This window comes from Arthrobacter sp. UKPF54-2 (assembly GCF_007858535.1).
Taxonomy (GTDB): domain Bacteria; phylum Actinomycetota; class Actinomycetes; order Actinomycetales; family Micrococcaceae; genus Arthrobacter.
Map to the genome: position 1 here is coordinate 2,827,865 of NZ_CP040174.1, position 18,856 is coordinate 2,846,720.

General features: G+C 68.9%; 15 protein-coding genes. 11 read left to right on the top strand and 4 right to left on the bottom strand.

Features of this window, described 5'->3' with window-relative positions; all coding sequences use genetic code 11:
- Positions 1-55: 55 nt before the first annotated feature.
- The 9 genes from carA (at position 56) to E7Y32_RS13115 (ending at position 11,984) form a co-directional block, all read left to right on the top strand.
- Positions 56-1,282 carry a glutamine-hydrolyzing carbamoyl-phosphate synthase small subunit gene (gene carA, locus E7Y32_RS13075; RefSeq protein ID WP_146337479.1) on the top strand — a complete coding sequence of 409 codons (1,227 nt, stop codon included), beginning with the start codon at positions 56-58 and terminating at the stop codon, positions 1,280-1,282.
- Complete coding sequence (carB, locus tag E7Y32_RS13080) at positions 1,282-4,608, top strand: carbamoyl-phosphate synthase large subunit (protein WP_146337480.1); 3,327 nt, start codon at positions 1,282-1,284, stop codon at positions 4,606-4,608. The genes carA and carB overlap by 1 nt, the downstream gene beginning before the upstream one ends.
- Entirely contained in the window at positions 4,601-5,482 is an 882-nt protein-coding gene (gene pyrF, locus E7Y32_RS13085; protein WP_146337481.1) for an orotidine-5'-phosphate decarboxylase, read from the top strand. Before carB ends, pyrF begins: the two co-directional genes overlap by 8 nt.
- Positions 5,483-5,802: 320 nt before the next feature.
- Positions 5,803-6,120: an integration host factor, actinobacterial type gene (gene mihF, locus E7Y32_RS13090; RefSeq protein WP_146337482.1), complete on the top strand. Its 318-nt coding sequence runs from the start codon at positions 5,803-5,805 to the stop codon at positions 6,118-6,120.
- A 39-nt stretch (positions 6,121-6,159) separates the two neighbouring features.
- A complete protein-coding gene (gmk, locus tag E7Y32_RS13095) occupies positions 6,160-6,732 on the top strand; it encodes a guanylate kinase (protein ID WP_138769241.1) in 573 nt (190 codons plus the stop codon).
- Between the two features lie 39 nt (positions 6,733-6,771).
- Positions 6,772-7,035, top strand: a complete 264-nt coding sequence (gene rpoZ, locus E7Y32_RS13100; RefSeq protein ID WP_138769242.1) for a DNA-directed RNA polymerase subunit omega — start codon at positions 6,772-6,774, stop codon at positions 7,033-7,035.
- A 26-nt stretch (positions 7,036-7,061) separates the two neighbouring features.
- Positions 7,062-8,357 (top strand): phosphopantothenate--cysteine ligase family flavoprotein, encoded by a 1,296-nt coding sequence (locus E7Y32_RS13105; protein ID WP_146337483.1) that lies wholly within the window; start codon positions 7,062-7,064, stop codon positions 8,355-8,357.
- 79 nt (positions 8,358-8,436) lie between these two features.
- Positions 8,437-9,672 (top strand): methionine adenosyltransferase, encoded by a 1,236-nt coding sequence (metK, locus tag E7Y32_RS13110; protein WP_146337484.1) that lies wholly within the window; start codon positions 8,437-8,439, stop codon positions 9,670-9,672.
- Between the two features lie 158 nt (positions 9,673-9,830).
- Entirely contained in the window at positions 9,831-11,984 is a 2,154-nt protein-coding gene (locus tag E7Y32_RS13115) for a primosomal protein N' (protein WP_146337485.1), read from the top strand.
- A 124-nt stretch (positions 11,985-12,108) separates the two neighbouring features.
- Here the strand turns inward: E7Y32_RS13115 and E7Y32_RS13120 are convergent, their stop codons facing one another.
- Genes E7Y32_RS13120 through E7Y32_RS13135 form a run of 4 tightly spaced genes read right to left on the bottom strand, consistent with a single transcriptional unit; the run spans position 12,109 to position 16,006 of the window.
- Complete coding sequence (locus E7Y32_RS13120) at positions 12,109-13,188, bottom strand: glycosyltransferase family 1 protein (RefSeq protein ID WP_146337486.1); 1,080 nt, start codon at positions 13,186-13,188, stop codon at positions 12,109-12,111.
- Positions 13,185-14,114, bottom strand: a complete 930-nt coding sequence (locus E7Y32_RS13125; protein ID WP_146337487.1) for an alpha/beta fold hydrolase — start codon at positions 14,112-14,114, stop codon at positions 13,185-13,187. The genes E7Y32_RS13120 and E7Y32_RS13125 overlap by 4 nt, the downstream gene beginning before the upstream one ends.
- An 11-nt stretch (positions 14,115-14,125) precedes the next feature.
- The gene (locus E7Y32_RS13130; RefSeq protein ID WP_146337488.1) at positions 14,126-14,995 is read right to left on the bottom strand and encodes an aldo/keto reductase; all 870 of its coding nucleotides are present in this window, start codon (positions 14,993-14,995) and stop codon (positions 14,126-14,128) included.
- Between the two features lie 48 nt (positions 14,996-15,043).
- Positions 15,044-16,006, bottom strand: a complete 963-nt coding sequence (locus E7Y32_RS13135; protein WP_146337489.1) for a sugar-binding transcriptional regulator — start codon at positions 16,004-16,006, stop codon at positions 15,044-15,046.
- 124 nt (positions 16,007-16,130) lie between these two features.
- Between E7Y32_RS13135 and E7Y32_RS13140 the strand changes: the two genes are divergently transcribed.
- The gene (locus tag E7Y32_RS13140; protein ID WP_146337490.1) at positions 16,131-17,927 is read left to right on the top strand and encodes a glycerol-3-phosphate dehydrogenase/oxidase; all 1,797 of its coding nucleotides are present in this window, start codon (positions 16,131-16,133) and stop codon (positions 17,925-17,927) included.
- Between the two features lie 152 nt (positions 17,928-18,079).
- Entirely contained in the window at positions 18,080-18,832 is a 753-nt protein-coding gene (locus tag E7Y32_RS13145) for an MIP/aquaporin family protein (protein ID WP_146337491.1), read from the top strand.
- Positions 18,833-18,856: the final 24 nt, after the last annotated feature.

Sequence of the window (18,856 nt, forward strand, 5' to 3'; positions counted from 1 at the left end):
CGACGTGACGGAAACCCACGAAGTGTCAGAAACAGCAGTGATAGAAGAAGAAAACATGACAGAAAACGCAGCAGCCGCCGTCCCGGCCGTGCTCGTCCTCGAGGACGGCAGGATCTTCCGCGGCCGCAGCTACGGCGCCACCGGCACCGCACTCGGCGAAGCGGTCTTCGCGACCGGCATGACCGGCTACCAGGAGACCATCACCGATCCGTCCTACGCCCGCCAGCTCGTGGTGCAGACCGCCCCGCACATCGGCAACACCGGTGTGAACAAGGACGACGCCGAGTCCCGCCGCATCTGGGTGGCCGGCTACATCGTCCGCGACGCCGCCCGCCGGCCGTCGAACTGGCGCTCGGAACGTTCCCTCGACGAGGAGCTCGTCGACCAGGGCATCGTCGGCATCCAGGGTGTCGACACCCGCGCCATTACCCGGCACCTGCGCGAGCACAAGACCATGCGCGCCGGGATCTTCTCCGGCGACGCCGCCGCGGCCACGGACAAGGAACTCGTGGACGCCGTGCTGGCGAGCGCGCCGATGGAAGGCTCCCGGCTCGCCGAGGAAGTCAGCGTCGACGAGGCGTACACCGTCGAGCCGGCCGACTGGGGCTGGGAGGGCGAGCCCCGGTTCAGCATCGCCGCGATCGACCTCGGCATCAAGCGCATGACCCCGATCCGCTTCGCCGAACGCGGCGTCCGCGTCCACGTCCTGCCCGCCACCGCAACGCTCGAGGACGTGCGTGCGGTCAACCCCGACGGCGTGTTTATGTCCAACGGCCCCGGCGACCCCGCCACCGCCGACAGCCAGGTGAACCTGCTCCGTTCGGTCCTGGACGCCAAGCTGCCCTACTTCGGCATCTGCTTCGGCAACCAGATCCTGGGCCGGGCGCTGGGCTTCGGCACCTACAAGCTCCGCTACGGCCACCGCGGCATCAACCAGCCCGTGATGGACCGCCGCACCGGCAAGGTCGAGATCACCTCGCAGAACCACGGCTTCGCCGTCGACGCCCCGCTCGAGGGCGCCACAGAGGCCCCGGAAGAGCGCTTTGGCCGCGTCGAGGTCAGCCACGTGAGCCTCAACGACGACGTTGTCGAGGGCCTGTCCTGCCTGGACATTCCCGCCTTCTCGGTCCAGTACCACCCCGAAGCGGCTGCCGGCCCGCACGACGCCGCTTACCTCTTCGACCGCTTCATCGAACTGATGGCGGACACCAAGCAGGCCGGCGCCGACACCGCCCCGGACGCACAGACCTCCACCGACTCCAAGACTGAGGACAAGAAGTAATGCCCAAGAGAACTGACCTTAAGAGCGTCCTGGTCATCGGTTCCGGCCCGATCGTGATCGGCCAGGCGGCCGAGTTCGACTACTCCGGCACCCAGGCACTGCGCGTCCTCAAAGAGGAGGGCCTGCGCGTCATACTGGTCAACTCCAACCCGGCCACGATCATGACCGACCCGGAGTTCGCCGACGCTACCTACATCGAACCGATCACCCCCGAGGTGGTCGAGAAGATCATCGCCAAGGAACGCCCCGACGCCATCCTGCCCACCCTGGGCGGGCAGACTGCGCTGAACACGGCAATCGCGCTGGACAAAAACGGTGTGCTGGAGAAGTACAACGTGGAGCTGATCGGCGCCAACATCGCCGCGATCGAACTCGGCGAGGACCGCGAGAAGTTCAAGGGCGTGGTGGAGCGCTGCGGGGCCGAATCCGCGCGCAGCCACATCATCCACACCATGGACGAGGCCCTCACCGCCGCCGAGGACCTGGGCTACCCGATGGTCGTTCGGCCCTCCTTCACGATGGGCGGTCTCGGCTCCGGCCTGGCCTACAACGAGGGGGACCTGCGCCGCATCGTCGGCCAGGGACTGCAGTACAGCCCGACCTCCGAGGTGCTGCTCGAAGAGAGCATCCTCGGCTGGAAGGAATACGAGCTCGAGATGATGCGGGACAAGAACGACAACGTCGTGGTGGTCTGCTCGATCGAAAACTTCGACCCGGTGGGCGTGCACACCGGCGACTCCATCACCGTGGCCCCCGCCCTGACCCTGACGGACCGCGAATACCAGCGGCTGCGCGACATCTCGATCGCCGTCATCCGTGAAGTCGGCGTCGACACCGGCGGCTGCAACATCCAGTTCGCCGTCGAACCGGACACCGGCCGTGTTGTCGTGATCGAGATGAACCCCCGCGTCTCCCGGTCCTCGGCCCTAGCGTCCAAGGCCACCGGATTCGCGATCGCGAAGATCGCCACCAAACTCTCGCTCGGTTACACCCTGGACGAGATCCCGAACGACATCACGCAGAAGACCCCGGCCTCCTTCGAACCGACGCTGGACTACGTTGTCGTCAAGGTCCCGCGCTTCGCTTTCGAGAAGTTCCCCGCCGCCGACTCCACCCTGACCACCACCATGAAATCGGTGGGCGAGGCCATGGCGATGGGCCGGAACTTCACCGAGGCGCTGCAGAAGGCGCTCCGTTCCCTGGAGCAGAAGGGCTCGCAGCTGGACTTCAGCCCCGTCCCGGAGTGGGAAGTCGCGGAGCTGATCGAGAAGGCCAAGCGCCCCAGCACCGAACGCCTGCACCAGGTCCAGCGGGCGCTGCTCGGCGGCGCGTCCGTGGAGCAGCTGTTCGAGGCGACCGGAATCGACCCCTGGTACCTGGACCAGCTCCAGCTGCTCAACGAAATCTCGCAGGAGATCCGGCACTCGAATGCCCTCACCCAGGAGATGCTGCAGCGCGCCAAGCGGCACGGCTTCTCGGACGCGCAGATCGGTGCCCTGACGCACAACTCCGAGGCTGTCGTCCGCGGCGTCCGGCAGGCCCTGGGCATCCGCCCGGTCTACAAGACCGTGGACACCTGCGCCGCCGAGTTCGCCGCGTACACCCCGTACCACTACTCGTCCTACGACGAGGAGGACGAGGTCGCGCTGCACGCCAAACCGTCCATCATCATCCTTGGCTCCGGGCCGAACCGGATCGGCCAGGGCATCGAGTTCGACTACTCCTGCGTGCACGCCTCGATGGCGCTGCGCAAGGCCGGCTACGAGACCGTGATGGTCAACTGCAACCCGGAAACCGTCTCCACCGACTACGACGTCTCCACCCGGCTCTACTTCGAACCGCTGACCCTGGAGGACGTCCTAGAGGTCATCGCGGCCGAGGAGCGCACCGGCGGCGTTATGGGCGTGTTCGTCCAGCTCGGCGGCCAGACCCCGCTCAAGCTCGCCCAGCAGCTCGCCGACGCCGGTGTGCCGATCCTCGGCACCTCCCCGGAGGCGATCGACCTGGCCGAGCACCGCGGCGCCTTCTCCCGGGTGCTCGACGAGGCCGGCCTGATCTCCCCGAAGAACGGCACCGCCGTCTCCTTCGAGGACGCCAAGAAAATCGCCGATGAGATCGGCTACCCGGTCCTGGTCCGGCCCTCGTACGTCCTCGGCGGCCGCGGCATGGAGATCGTCTACGACGAGCCCAACCTCTCCCGCTACATCGCTAACGCCACCGAAATCACCCCGGACCATCCGGTCCTGATCGATCGTTTCCTCGAAGACGCCGTCGAGATCGACGTCGACGCCCTCTACGACGGCAAGGACCTATACCTTGGCGGCATCATGGAGCACATCGAGGAAGCAGGCATCCACTCCGGTGACTCCGCCTGCGTGCTGCCGCCCATCACCCTGGGCAACAACGTCATCGACCGGGTCCGGACCGCCACGCAGGCCATCGCCGAAGGCGTCGGGGTGCGCGGCTTGATCAACATCCAGTTCGCGCTGGCCTCCGACGTGCTCTACGTGCTCGAAGCCAACCCGCGTGCCTCCCGCACCGTGCCGTTCGTCTCCAAGGCCACGGGCGTGCAGATGGCCAAGGCCGCGGCCCTGATCGGCACCGGCGTCACCATCAACCAGCTCCGCAGCGCTTACAAGATGCTGCCAGAGACCGGGGACGGCTCCACGCTGCCGCTGGACGCCCCGGTGGCGGTCAAGGAAGCGGTGCTGCCCTTCAGCCGCTTCCGCACCCTCGAGGGCAAGGTCGTCGACTCGCTGCTGGGCCCGGAAATGCGCTCCACCGGCGAGGTCATGGGCATCGACAAGCACTTCGACACCGCCTTCGCCAAGAGCCAGGCCGCGGCCAACAATGCGCTGCCCACCGAGGGCAAGGTCTTCGTTTCGGTCGCGAACCGGGACAAGCGTGCCGTCATCATGGCCGTCAAGCGGCTCTCGGACCTGGGGTTCGAGATCGTCTCCACCGGCGGCACCGCCGACGTGCTGCGCCGCAACGGCCTGCAGGCCACCACGGTTCGCAAGGTCGCCGAGGGGTCCAGCGCCGAGGGCGAGGGTACCATCGCGGACCTGATCGTCGCAGGCGAGATCGACATGGTCTTCAACACCCCGTCCGGCGGCGAGGCCCGCGGCGACGGCTACGAAATCCGCGCCGCCGCCACGTCGATCGGCATCCCCTGCATCACCACGGTGGCCGAGTTCAACGCCGCCGTCCAGGCCATCGAGGCGATGCGGACCTACGAGTGGTCCGTCACGAGCCTGCAGGAGCACGCCGCGGCCCTGGCTGCTTCGCAGGAGCGGGTCGCGCAGGAAGCGAAGGCGAATGCCTGAGGCCGGCACCGCTGACACGGCCGGCCGGGAGTCCTTTGGCTCCCGGCTGGGCCGGGCCATGGCCGGGCGCGGCCCGCTCTGCGTGGGCATCGACCCGCACCCGGCGCTGCTGCAGGGCTGGGGCCTGAACGACGACGCCGCCGGGCTGGAGCGCTTCTCGCTCACCGTTCTCAACGCCGTCGGCTCCCTGGCCGCCGCCGTGAAGCCGCAGGTGGCGCTCTATGAGCGGCACGGCTCGGCCGGCATGGCCGTGCTGGAACGGGTGCTGGCGGCGTGCGCGGAGGCCGGTGTGCTCAGCATCGCCGATGCCAAGCGCGGCGACATCGGCTCCACCATGGCCGCCTACGCGGACGCGTGGCTGCGGGACGGTTCCGCCCTGGCTGCGGACTCGGTGACGCTCAGCCCGTACCTGGGCTTCGAGTCGTTGCGTCCCGCGCTGGACCTTGCGGCCGAGGCCGGGCGCGGTGTGTTCGTCCTGGCCCTGACCTCCAACCCCGAGGGGGCGTCCGTGCAGCACGTCGGCGGCGCGGACTCCGTGGCCCGGCGGATTGCCCGGGCCGCCGCCGCGGAGAACCGGCGGTACGGCGTTGACCAGGATGCCGGGGACCTCGGTTCCGTGGGCCTCGTGGTCGGCGCGACCGTCGGTTCGGCCCTGACGGACCTTGGCCTGGACCTCGCCGCGGTCCGCGGCCCGATCCTGGCCCCGGGCCTTGGCGCGCAGGGCGCCACCGCGGCGGACCTGCGCCGGACCTTCGGGAGTGCCTACGGCCAGGTGCTCGGCACCTCCAGCCGGGACATCCTGGCTGCCGGCCCGCGGATCCAGGACCTGCGGGACGCCGCGCAGCGCACCCTTGAGGAGCTCCGCACTGCGTAGCCCTTCCCGCCTCTGCGGGAACCCGCCCGTGGGCGGGCCCTGGGGGTTAGCTGCGCCGATTGGTCGCAGATGGCCGCCATGGATGTGGCATTCCGGCCATTCTTGGCAAATGCCCGCAGTCGCATCGCCGCCGGGTCACGGCCTGAGCCCCGCGCGGGAGCTTCCCTTCGGACAGGCCCGGTCCGGGGCAACCGTCCATTGATTTCAGCATCTCCCAGAAGGTAGGTTCAGGAGAAGTCCGTGGTCACAGCCGGGGTGCTGTACGGTTCGCCCGGGCGCCTCGTTTGTTTGGGCCGTCCGACTACGCAGGGAGGACCTCAGTGAGCTTGCGACCCCTCACGCCGCAGGAGCGTGCCGATGCCCTGCACAAGGCCGCCGCGGCCCGGTCGGTCCGGGCTGCGGCGAAAGAACGGCTGAAGACGGGGGAGCTGTCCATTGCCGAGCTGCTCAGCGCGGGGGAGACGGACGAGGCGATCGCCCGGATGCGCGTCGTCGAGCTGCTGGAGGCGCTGCCGGGCATCGGGCAGGTGCGGGCCGCCGCCATTATGGACCGGCTCGGCATCGCGGCCTCCCGGCGGGTGCGGGGCCTGGGAATCCACCAGCGCCGGGCGCTGGTAGATTTTATAGACGAGAAATAGCCCGGCCCGCCGAGCTTCCACCACCGCCCAAAGGAATACGTGAGCAAGAAACCCGGACTGACAGTCCTCGCCGGCCCGACGGCGGTCGGCAAAGGCACCGTGTCCACCTACATCCGGGACAACTATCCCGAAGTCTGGCTTTCCGTGTCGGCAACCACACGTCCGCCGCGGCCGGGCGAAATCGACGGGGTGCACTACTACTTCAAGTCCAAGGAAGAGTTCGACGCCCTCGTCGCGGCCGGGGAACTGCTGGAGTGGGCCGTGGTGCACGGGCAGAACACCTACGGCACGCTGAAGAGCACGGTCGACGCGGCGATTGCCGAGGGCCGGTCGGTGCTGTTGGAGATTGACCTGCAGGGCGCACGCCAGGTGAAGAAGGCCGTGCCGGACGCGCAGTTCGTCTTCCTCGCCCCGCCCAGCTGGGAAGAATTGGTCCGTCGGCTGGTGGGGCGCGGCACGGAATCCGCCGAAGAACAGCAGCGGCGGCTGGAAACCGGTAAAGTAGAACTAGCCGCTGAACCGGAGTTCGATCACACGGTCATCAATGATGACGTACGTCGGGCAGCGGATGAGCTTGTTTCACTCATGGGGCTTACGCCGCACCCGCACTAAACGCAGGGTCGGATTGGCCCGTTAGAATTTGGAGAATTCGTGTCCACGAACCTTGAAGGCATCATCAACCCGCCGATCGACGAGCTGCTGAAGGCCGCCGATTCGAAGTACGGACTGGTGATTTTCGGTGCCAAGCGCGCCCGGCAGATCAACGCCTACTACGCCCAGCTGCACGAGGGCCTGTTCGAGTACGTCGGCCCGCTGGTCGACACCAAGCTGAACGAGAAGTCGCTGTCCATCGCCCTGCGCGAAATCAACGAAGGCAAGCTCGTTTCCACGCCGATCGAGGCCGCCGCAGAGTAATTACTCTGCTACTTGACGGAGGTCACGTGCGCATAGTCCTCGGAGTCGGGGGAGGGATTGCCGCCTACAAGGTGGCATCGCTCCTCCGGCTTTTTACTGAAGCCGGCCATGACGTCACAGTCATCCCCACCGAGGCCGCGACCCGGTTCGTCGGCGTGGCCACGTGGGAGGCCCTGTCCGGCCATCCGGTCAGCAACAGCGTCTTCGACGAGGTACACACCGTCAACCACGTCCGGCTCGGCCACGAGGCGGAGCTGATCGTCGTCGCCCCGGCCACCGCCGACCTGCTGGCCCGCGCCGCCGCCGGCCAGGCCAACGACCTGCTCACCAACACGCTGCTGATGGCGGGGGGGCCGGTCCTGATGGCCCCGGCCATGCACACAGAAATGTGGCGCCACCCGGCCACCCAGGCCAATGTGGAAACCCTGCGCAGCCGGGGCATTACCGTGCTGGAGCCGGCCACCGGCCGGCTGACCGGGGCGGATTCCGGCCCCGGTCGGCTGCCCGAACCGGAGGCGATCTTCGCCGCCGCGCTGGCCCTGGCCGGCGCCCCCGCAGTCCCCAACGCACCCGAGCTGACGACGTCGGACCTGACAGCGCCGGAAATGACCGCCGCACCTTCCGCGGGCCGGCCGCTGGCCGGTCTCACCGTGACGATCAGCGCCGGCGGCACCCGCGAACCCCTCGACCCGGTCCGGTTCCTCGGCAACCGGTCCTCCGGCAAGCAGGGCGTGGCCCTCGCCGTCGCGGCCCGGGAGGCCGGTGCCCGGGTCCGGCTGCTGGCGGCCCACATGGACGTCCCGGCGCCCGCCGGCGTCGAGGTCGTGCAGGTCGAAACCGCGTTGGAACTTCGCGAGGCCGCCCTGCATGCCGCGGCGGACTCCGACGTCGTCATCATGGCCGCCGCGGTCGCGGACTTCCGCCCCGCCGACGTCTCCGGCACCAAAATCAAGAAGCGGGACGACACCGCCGACCCGGTGATTACCCTGTTGCGCAACCCGGACATCCTCCGCGAGTTGGTCGAGGTCCGCGACGCCGCCTCCCGGAACCAGCTGATCGTGGGCTTCGCGGCCGAGACCGGCGACGCCGACGGAGACGTCCTGGAGTACGCGGCCGCCAAGCTGCGCCGCAAGGCCTGCGACCTGCTGGTGGTCAACCACGTGGGCCAGGACAAGGTGTTCGGCGAGGACACCAACGCCGTAGTCATCCTTTCGCGCACCGGCTCCGAACCCCAAGAGGCGTCGGGTTCCAAATCCGACGTCGCGGCTGCCGTGATCGACCGCGTCAGCGCCGAGTTGAGCCGGGTTGTCCCGCCCGCTTAAGCGCTGGCGTAAGCAACGTCTCCTTAGCAGGGGGACACACGCCGCCGGACGTCCGTTTCCCAACCAGTAAGGTAGTTGAGTGACTTTACCGCTGCACATCCCAGACTTCCACGGATCCACGCCGGCCTCGCTCCGGCTCTTCACGTCCGAGTCGGTGACCGAGGGTCACCCCGACAAGATCTGTGACCAGATCAGCGATGCGATTCTCGACGCCCTGCTGACCAAGGACCCCGAGTCCCGCGTCGCCGTGGAAACCCTGGCGACCACCGGCCTGGTCCACGTCGCCGGTGAGGTCACCACGGACGCCTACGTGGAGATCCCGCAGATCGTCCGTGAGACCATCCTTGGGATCGGCTACGACTCCTCCGCGAACGGCTTCGACGGCGCCCGCTGCGGCGTGTCCGTCTCCATCGGCCAGCAGTCCAACGACATCGCCGGCGGTGTGTTCAACTCCCTCGAAGCGCGCGAAGGCCGCCAGGAGGACGACTACGACCTGCAGGGCGCCGGGGACCAGGGCCTGATGTTCGGCTATGCCAGCGACGAAACCCCCTCCTACATGCCGGTCCCGATCTGGCTCGCGCACCGGCTGTCCGAGCGCCTCACCGAGGTCCGCAAGTCCGGCCTGCTCGAGTACCTGCGCCCCGACGGCAAGACCCAGGTCACCGTAGGCTACGACGGCGACCGCCCGGTCTCGGTCGAAACGGTCGTCATCTCCAGCCAGCACGCCGAAGGCGCCAGCCTCGACCAGCTCCGGGCCGACCTCGCCGAACACGTGGTCAACCCGGTTATGGCGCTGTCCAACCTGGACACCTCCCGCTCCCGGAACATCCTCAACCCGGCCGGCGCATTCGTGATCGGCGGCCCGGTGGGCGATGCCGGCCTGACCGGCCGCAAGATCATCGTCGACACCTACGGCGGCATGGCCCGGCACGGCGGCGGCGCCTTCTCCGGCAAGGACCCGTCGAAGGTGGACCGCTCGGCCGCTTACGCGATGCGCTGGGTCGCCAAGAACGTTGTGGCCGCAGGACTCGCGAAGCGCGCCGAAATCCAGATCGCCTACGCGATCGGCCAGGCCCGCCCCGTCGGCACCTACGTGGAAACCTTCGGGACCGAAACCGTGGATCCGGCCAGGATTAGCGCTGCCATCGCCGAGATTTTCGACCTGCGCCCGCGCGCCATCATCGACGCGCTCGACCTGAAGCGCCCGATCTACGCTAGGACGGCCGCCCACGGCCACTTCGGCCGCGACGAGCCCGACTTCACTTGGGAACGCCTCGATCGGGTCGACGAGCTGAAGGCCTACTTCAACGCCTAAGCTCCGGCAGGGCCGTGTGTCCAGCGTGGTGACTGACCTAGCCTGTTTTTTCGAATGTCACAGCCCTGTGATGTGCTGTAGCCAGGCCGCCGAACGGCGGCCTGGCTACTTTTCTTAAAGTTCATGACCGGACCAGCCGTCGAAGGGAGACAGGCGCCATGACCCCAGCCCGAAGCGGCGCCCCGGAAGAGCCGCAGCAGCTCTCGCTGCTGCACGGTTTCCCCGCCTCCGCCGCCGCGGCCGGACCGGCCCTCGCCGCGGACCTCCCGGTGGCCCGGGTGCAGCTCGAGTCATCCCTCCCGCACCTGGACCGGCCGTTCGACTACAGCGTGCCCGCGGAGCTCGACGCGGCCGCCCGGCCCGGCGTCAGGGTCCGGGTGAAGTTCAGCGGCCAGGAACTCAGCGGCTATCTGCTCGAACGCGCCGCCGAGTCCGACGCCGGCCACCCCCTGGTGCCGCTGTACAAGGTTGTGTCCCCGGTGCCGGTGCTCACGCCCGCGGTGGCCGACCTTGCCGGCAGGGTGGCGGCGCGCTACGCCGGCACGGTCAGCGACGTGCTCCGGGTCGCCGTCCCGCCGCGGATGGCCAAACTGGAAAAGGAGTTTGCGCCCGGCGGCCTGTTGGACCCCGCACTCTTCGCCGCAGCCCCTGCCGCCGGCGCTCCCGACGCGCCGTCTGAAGCCGCGACCTCCGGCTGGGACGGATACCACAACGGCCCGGCGTTCCTGCAACACCTGGGCGCGGGGGAGTCGCCCCGCGCCGCGCTGAGCGCCCTGCAGGGGTTCGGCCCCGGCGGCTGGCCGCGGCTGCTTGCCGAGGCCGTGGCCGCCGTCCGCCGCTCCGGCCGCGGCGCCGTCGTGGTGGTGCCCGATTACCGCGACCTGGACCGGGCCGAGGCAGCCCTGCTGGAGCTGCTGCCGGCCGGCGACGTCGCCCGACTCACCGCCGACGACGGCCAGACCCCGCGCTACCGCAGCTTCCTTCGCATCCTCAGTGGCGCCGCGGGGGTGGCCGTGGGGACCCGCTCCGCCGCCTACGCGCCGGTGCAGAACCTCGGCCTGGTGGTGTGCTGGGACGACGGAGACGACCTGCACATTGAGCAGCGTTCCCCGTACGCGCATGCCCGTGAAGTCCTGCTGCTCCGGGCGGCGCACGAAGGTGCCGCGTGCCTGCTGGCCGGGCACGCCCGGAGCACGGAGTCGCAACGGCTGGTGGAGTCCGGGTGGGCCTGGCCGGTCGAGGCGGACCGCTCGGTAATGCGCCGGACCGTCCCACGCGTCGTGAACACCGCCGACAGCTTTGAACAGGAGCGGGACCCGCTGGCGCGGATCGCGCGGCTGCCCGGCGCGGCCTGGCGCGCAGCGAAGGAGGGCCTAGAACGCGGTCCCGTCCTGGTCCAGGTCGCACGGGCCGGGTACGCGCCGTCGCTGGCCTGCGAACGCTGCCGGGAGCCGGCACGCTGCACCGCCTGTAATGGCCCGATGGCAATTTCCGGGCCTGGCGGCAGCGCCGCGGTGCCCGCGTGCCGCTGGTGCTCCGCCGTCTCCCCGAACTGGCACTGCGTGCATTGCCACGGCGTCCGGCTCCGGCGGGGCGCCACCGGAGCGCTGCGGACGGCGGAGGAACTGGGCCGGGCCTTTCCGGGAAAACCCGTCATTACCTCCTCCGGAGACCGCGTCCTGGCCACTGTCCCTGACAGCAAGGCCCTTGTGGTTGCGACGGTCGGCGCCGAACCGGTGGCAGCAGGCGGTTACGCGGCGGCGCTGCTGCTCGATGGCGACTCCCTGCTGCGCCGGGAAAACCTCCGGGCGGGCGAGGATGCCGTCCGGCGCTGGTTCAACGCCGCCGCACTGGTCCGGCCGGCTTCGGACGGCGGGCTCGTGGTCATCACGGCCGAGGACGCCGCCGGCGTCGGTGCCTTGCTGCGCTGGGACCCGGCAGGGTACGCCGGGCGCGAGCTGGCGTTGCGGAAAGAGCTGTCGCTGCCGCCCGCGGTCCGGATCGCGTCCGTCACCGGCGCCCGCACCGCCGTCGGGCACTTCACCGATGCCGTAGGGCACGCGCTGGCGAAACAGGCCATCGTGCTGCGCGCGGCCGGGCCGGCACCGCTGCCCGGAGCGGGGTCCGGAGCATCGAAGCCGGGTGCCGGTGCGGAGCGGCACGGCGGCGAGGAGGTCCGGACGCTGCTGTTCATCCCGTACGCGGAAGCCACCGAGGCCACCAAGGCCCTGCGCGCGGTCAAGGCCGCCGCAGCAGCCAAGCGCACTGACGACCCGGTCCAGGTGCGGCTCGACGGCGTGGACGTGCTCTAGGGTCGCCGTTTCGACGGGCTCCTGTGCCATAGACGCTTCCGCGCGTCGATTTGGCAACGAAGCAGCGAAATGGCGAAGGCTACAGGGGTTTCCGGGACTACCGGGACTACCGGGACTACCGGGACTACCGGCGCTTCCGGAGCGCGACGGCTTCCTCGGCCGCGGCCAGCAGGCGCTGCGCGGACGCATCCCAGCTGAACTCGCCCGCACGCTGCACGGCCCGGCCGGAACGGTCCTTCCACTGCTCCGGCACCTCGAGTTCGCGCACGGCCTCGGCAAAGGCCGCCGGGGAGTCCGGATCGACGTAGCTGACCGCGTCCGCACCGACTTCGCGGAAGATCGGGATGTCGCTGGCGATGACCGGTGTGCCGTGCGACATCGCCTCCACGAGGGGCAGGCCGTACCCCTCCGCCTTGGAGAGGCTGACCAGTGCGGTGGTCCGGGCGAGCAGTTCCTCGTACTCGGCGTCCGTCACACCGTTGTGGAACACGATGTTGGCTCCGGCCGGGGCCAGGGCCTCCAGCTCCGCCCGGCGTTCGGGCGTGATTCGACTCAGCAGGTGCAGGGTCATGTCCGGGAGCTCGGCCATGCCCCGGACCATGGTTTCCACGTTCTTGTACGGCATAAAGGAGCCCATATAGAGCAGGGTCTTGTCCGCCCCGGCGCCGGGGTCCCGCGGCGTGAGCCCGGGCTGTGGGGCGTTGCCGACAATCCGCACCGGCCGCTTCGTCAGACGGTACTTCGCCATCAGGGACTCCGTGGTGGCGCTGATGGTCGCGACGACGTCGGCCCGGTTCAGCAGCATCCGCTGAGGCCAGAACGCCTTGTGGTAGAGCCGCCAAAGCACCCGGACCGGGGCCGGGAGGAACCCGGGGGGCGCGGGGTGCTCGTAGTAGATCAGGTCGTGCAGGGTCAGGACCAGGGCGTAGTTGCGGCCCCAGCTGCCCATGGTCTGCATCGGGCAGACCACCACGTCGGCCCCCAGCGGGTTAACCTTGGCCGCGACGAACAGTTCAGCCGGTGAGAGCGGGCTGTTGATGAGCGTGTACGGCACGTCGGGCAGCAGCGCCAGCTGGCGGCTGTCGCTAATCAGCATGGAGACGTCCGCGATCTTGGCGGTGGCCGCGATGAGGCTGGCGCCATAGCGGCTGATGCCGTCGTGGTGGTCGAGCCTGGTGAAGCGGGCGTCAATGAGGATTTTCACGCGGCGTGGTCCTTCAGGAAGCGTCGGATGAAACCCGCGGCGGGTTCCGGGGTTTCGTAGTGGATCAGGTGCCCGACGCCGGGAATGACCTCGAGGGTTCCGTCCGGCAGCAGCGGCAACAGCTTATGCTGGTCCGGGAGCGTGGCGATCTCATCCTTCTCGCCGGCCACCAGGAGCACCGGCAGCGCTAGGCGCGGGGCCACCTCGGCGACGTTGCTGCTAACGGAGGCCTTGAAGGCCTCGAGGAGGCTGTCCCGGTCGGCGAAGGCGGAGAAGTAGGCGCTGTGCTGGGCGTGGACGAACTGCCGCACCACCGGGTCCTTGGTCTTGGCCATGGTCTCGCTCATCACGCGGACGATCAGCTGGTTGCGCAGCAGGGCGTTCCCGAGGCGGCGGGGGAGCCGGGCGGCGGCCTCGTAGTACAGCACCGCAGCCTTGGTCATCAGTCCCTTGGGCCCCTCAAGGGCGGGCGCGGCAATGGGGTTGATCAGGATCAGTTCGGCGACCGCGCCGGGATTGTCGGCCACAAAGTGGCTGGTGACGATCGAACCGAAAGAGTGGCCCAGCAGCACGGTGTCCGGGCCCAGGCCGAGGGCTGACATGAAGTCTTTGATGAACCGGCCGTAGCCCTTCACGCTGTGACCGCCCGACGTGAAGGCGCCGGAGGAGCCGAACCCCGGCAGATCCGGCATGACCAGGCGCATCTCGGGGAGCTGGTCGACCACGCGGAGCAGGCCGTGGTGGTCGCCGCGGAACCCGTGGATGACCAGTATCGTCCGGGTCGCAGGGGTCTCCCGGACCGGTTCGTAGCTCCAGTAGGCCACCCTCGTGCCGTCCAGGTCCACGGCGGAGGCGCTGCTGCGGGACTCCAGCTCCGCGCTGAGCAGGGGAGGTGCGGGGGAGGGGTCGGTGGCCACGTGTTCCATTCGATCGGATCCTAGTTGACGTTGTCGGGGTTCGAGCCGGTGCGGTGGCCCCGCTCCAGGCCGGCCAGGGCGTCCAGGTCCGCGGTGCCGAGGCTGAAGCCGAAGATGTCGTGGTTCTCGCGGATCCGGGCGTAGGAGCTGGCTTTCGGAATGACGACGTTGCCCAGTTCCAGGTGCCACCGCAGGATGATCTGGGCGGCCGTCCGCCGGTGCGCCGCGGCGAGTTCGAGCACCACGGGGTCCTGCAGTACCTGGCCACGGCCCAGCGGGCTCCAGGCCTCGGTGGTGATGCCGAGCGAGGCGTGCAGGGCCCTCAGTTCGGCCTGCTGCAGCCAGGGGTGCAGCTCGACCTGGTTGACCGCGGGCACCACTTCCGCGCTCTGGAGCAGGTGCTCCAAGTGCGCGGGCTGGAAGTTGGACACCCCGATGGCGCGCACCCTGCCTTCGCGGTACAACGTTTCGAGGGCGCGGTAGCTCTCCGTGTACAGCCCGCGCCGGGCGCACGGCCAGTGGATCAGGTAGAGGTCCAGGTACTCCAGGCCCAGCTTGGCGATGGAGGTGTCGAAGGCCCGCAGCGTCGCGTCGTAGCCGTGGTCGTCATTCCAGAGCTTCGTGGTCACAAAAAGGTCCTCCCGGGCGAGCCGGGGGTGCAGTTCGCCGGAACCGCCGGCGGAGCCGTCGAAGGCGGACAGCGCTCCCACCGCCTTCCCGACGCCGGTCTCGTTCCCGTACATGGCAGCCGTATCGAAGTGCCGGTAGCCGGCCTCCAGCGCCATGGTGACGAGCCCGGCCGCGTCGGCGGGCGGGACCTTGTAAAGCCCGAACCCGAGGCGGTCCATCAGGACACCGTTGTTCAGGGTCAGCCGGGGGGAAATTCTCATAGCACCGACTCTACCCATTCCGGCGGCCCGGCCGGTGCGGCCCGGCCCTCAGGCAGGGTGCTCGGTTCCGACCAGGCGCCGGGCGGTGGCCTCGTCGAGGATCAGGTCCGTGGCCAGCCCGGCGGCCAGCGCGCCGCGCAGGCCGTTGATCTTGGACGCGCCGGAGACCACGCAGATCCGGCGCCGGACCTGGCGGAGCTGGGCCAGGTCCGGCCCGGTGGACCGTTCGTTCAGGGTGATCCCGTCGGAGGAGCCGTCGGCGCGGAAGAAGACGGTGGCAACGTCCCCCACGACGTCGGAATTGGCCAGGACGTTCAGGTCGTCCTCGTCCAGGTAGCCGCCGGCGTAGACATGGCTGGGGTAGTCGGCGTCGACCGATCCGACTCCGAAGATCGCGATGCTCATCCGTGCCTGCAGCCGCAGGATGCGCTGAACACTGCGTTCATTCCACATGGCTTCCTTAGTGGCCGCGTGGTCGAAGAAGGCCGGCACCGGGAACTGCTCCACCCGGGCACCGTAGGCGCTGCCGAAGCGCCGCATGATGTCCGAGGCGTAGGTGATGCCGGTGGTCTGCATGTTTCCGGCCCCGTTGAGCTGGACGATGATGCTGTCATGGGTGATCTTCCGGGTCAGGTGCCGGCTGACCGCGCTCAGTGTGGAGCCCCAGGCCACGCCGATGATGGCGTTCGAGTCCACGAGGGGGCCGATGGTGCGCGCGGCCTGCATCGCCACCCGGTCCAGCGTTTCCGCCTCGTTGAGGGTGTCCACCACCGGCACAACGTGCACATCGACCTTGTATTCGTCCCGGATCATGCCTTCGAGTTCGGGGCCGGTGTCGAGCGGGCTGCGGATCTGGATCTGCACGAGGCCGGATTCACGGGCCGCGGAGAGCAGCCGGGAAACAGTCGACCGGGAGGTGCGGAGCTCGCGGGCGATCGCGTCCATGGTCAGGTCCTGGAGGTAATACAGCTGGGCGGCCCGGAGGGCGTCGGACTGGCGGGTGGGCGACATTGCATATCCAATCTGCACGTTTGTGCATAGTGCTTGACTCCATTTTCCATTAGTCCAAAGAATAGTGTTGAACGGCGACGTGCCAGACGGCGCGCCGCGCAGTACCAAGCCCCAAGGAGCAGTTTTGGGAAACAAGGTTTCATCCGGCCATCCGGCGTCGAGCAGCGGGCGCACATCCGTGCAGCGGCTGCGGAACCGGCCGCGCGCGCAGGTGCTGATCATCGGCGGCGGAATCAACGGAGTCGGGACCTTCCGTGACCTGGCCCTGCAGGGCGTGGACGTAGCCCTCGTCGAACGCGGCGACTTCTGCCAGGGCGCCAGCGGCGCCTCCTCGCACATGATCCACGGCGGCATCAGGTACCTCGAAAACGGTGAATTCCGCCTTGTCCAGGAATCCGTGGTCGAACGCAACCGGCTGCTGCGCATCGCACCGCACTACGTCAAGCCGCTGCAGACCACCATCCCGATCTTCAGCACCTTCTCCGGCATCCTCGCCGCGCCGCTGCGGTTCCTGACCCACAAGCAGCAGGGCGCGCCCACGGAGCGCGGCGCCTTCCTGATCAAGCTCGGCCTGAGCATGTACGACTTCTTCTCCCGCGACGGCGGCACCGTGCCCCGCCACCAGTTCCGCGGCCGCAAGCGCGCCCTCGCCGAGCTGCCCCGGCTGCACCCGGGCATCAAATACGCCGCGACCTACTTTGACGCGTCCGTGCACAACCCGGAACGGCTTACCCTGGACGTCCTCCAGGACGGCGAGAAGGCCGGCGAAGCGGGCGGCAACGGCGCCCGCGCCAGCAACTACCTTTCCCTCGTCTCCATGGACGGGACGGCGGAGGCCGGCGGCCGGTCCGGCACGGTCCAGCTCCGCGACGAACTGACCGGAGAGGTCTTCGATTTCAGCGCCGACGTGGTGGTCAACACCACCGGCGCCTGGGTGGACCTGACCAACCAGGCCATGGGCGCCGCCTCGGCCTTTATGGGCGGCACCAAGGGCTCGCACATCGTGCTGGACCACCCGGAACTGCTCGAAGCCTGCCAGGGCCGGGAGATCTTCTTCGAGCACACTGACGGCCGGATCGTGCTGATCTACCCGATGGGTGACCGCGTCCTCGTCGGTACCACCGACGTCGACGCCGACATGGCCGAGGACGCCGTCTGCACCGACGCCGAAATCGACTACTTCTTCGACCTGATCGGGCACGTCTTCCCCGACATCAGCGTGGACCGGGAGCAGATCGTCTACACCTTCTCCGGCGTCCGTCCGCTGCCGAAGCACGACGCCACGCAGCCGGGCTTTGTCAGCCGCGACTACCGGATCGAACGCCGCGGCCCCGCCAAGGGTTCGGCGCAGCGCAAGGCCGGCGGCGCCGTCGTGCTCAGCCTCGTGGGCGGGAAGTGGACCACCTTCCGGGCCCTCGCCGAGCACCTGAGCAACGACGTGCTCGCCGAGCTCGGCCTGGAGCGGAAAGTCTCGACGGCGAAGCTCGCCATCGGCGGCGGCGCCGGGTTCCCTGACACCGAGGACGGCGTCCAGCGCTGGATCAAGGCCCACATGGGACCTGGCCGTGACGCGGACCGGACTGCGGGCCTGCTGACCCGCTACGGCACGCGCGCCGCGGATGTCATGGCCTACCTCGACGCCGGGGAAGACCGGCTGCTGCACTCCACCCGCGAACTGAGTGTGCGGGAACTGGAGTACATGGCGCAGAACGAACAGCTCGGGCACCTCGTTGACGTGCTCATCCGCCGCACCTCGCTGGCCTTCCGCGGCCTGGTGACCGGGGAGCTGCTGAACGAGGTAGCCGAGGTCCTGTCCGGCCCGCTGGGCTGGGACGCCGCCGCGCGGACCGCAGAGATCAACCACGCCCAGGAGGTGCTCGAACGGTTCCACGGTGTCCAGGTCCACAGCCTGGTCGCTTAGAGCTTGCGTGTCCGGACGGGTTTGTCCGGGCGCAAAGACTGCAGGGCCCCTGGCGGGCCCGGCAGTGGCCGGCCGGCAGCGCGAAACCGCTGCCGGCCCAACGGCCCTTCAAACTCGCGAAGGGCTGACAACAGAAAATAGAGGAGTCAAAGATGTCTCTTGGAATAGTTTTCCTGTCCGAAGTATTCGGCACCGCAATGCTGACCCTGCTGGGTTGCGGCGTTGTGGCCAACGTCGCGCTCAAAGGCACCAAGGGCAATAACGGCGGGTTCCTGATGGTCACCTGGGGATGGGGCATTGCCGTGTTCTCCGGTGTCTACGTGGCCGCCAAGTCGGGCGCGCACCTGAACCCCGCCGTGACCTTCGGGCTGCTGCTCAACGGCAAGAAGGAGTACGCCCCCGGGGTCGCCGTCGACTTCGGCTCCACCCTGACCTACTTCGGCGGTGAACTGCTCGGGGCATTCCTGGGCGCCGTCGTGATGTGGCTGGCGCACAAGCAGCACTTCGACGCCGAACCCGAGCCCGCCAGCAAGCTGGGCGTCTTCTCCACCGGCCCGGCGATCCGCTCCACCCCGTGGAACCTCGTCACGGAAATCATCGGCACCTTTGTCCTCGTGTTCGTCATCCTGACCTTCGGCGGGACCCCCTCCGGGCTGGGCCCGCTGGCCGTGGCCCTGCTGGTTGTCGGCATCGGTGTCTCCCTCGGCGGCCCGACCGGCTACGCCATCAACCCCGCCCGTGACCTGGGCCCGCGCATCGCCCACGCCCTGCTCCCGATCAAGGGCAAGGGTTCCTCCGACTGGAGCTACTCGTGGATCCCGGTCGTCGGACCGCTCGTCGGCGGCGGACTCGCCGGCGTCGTGGCAGCCGTGGTGCCGATCATCGCCACCGCCGCAGCCTCCTAGGAAACCCAACCGTACGCATCACTT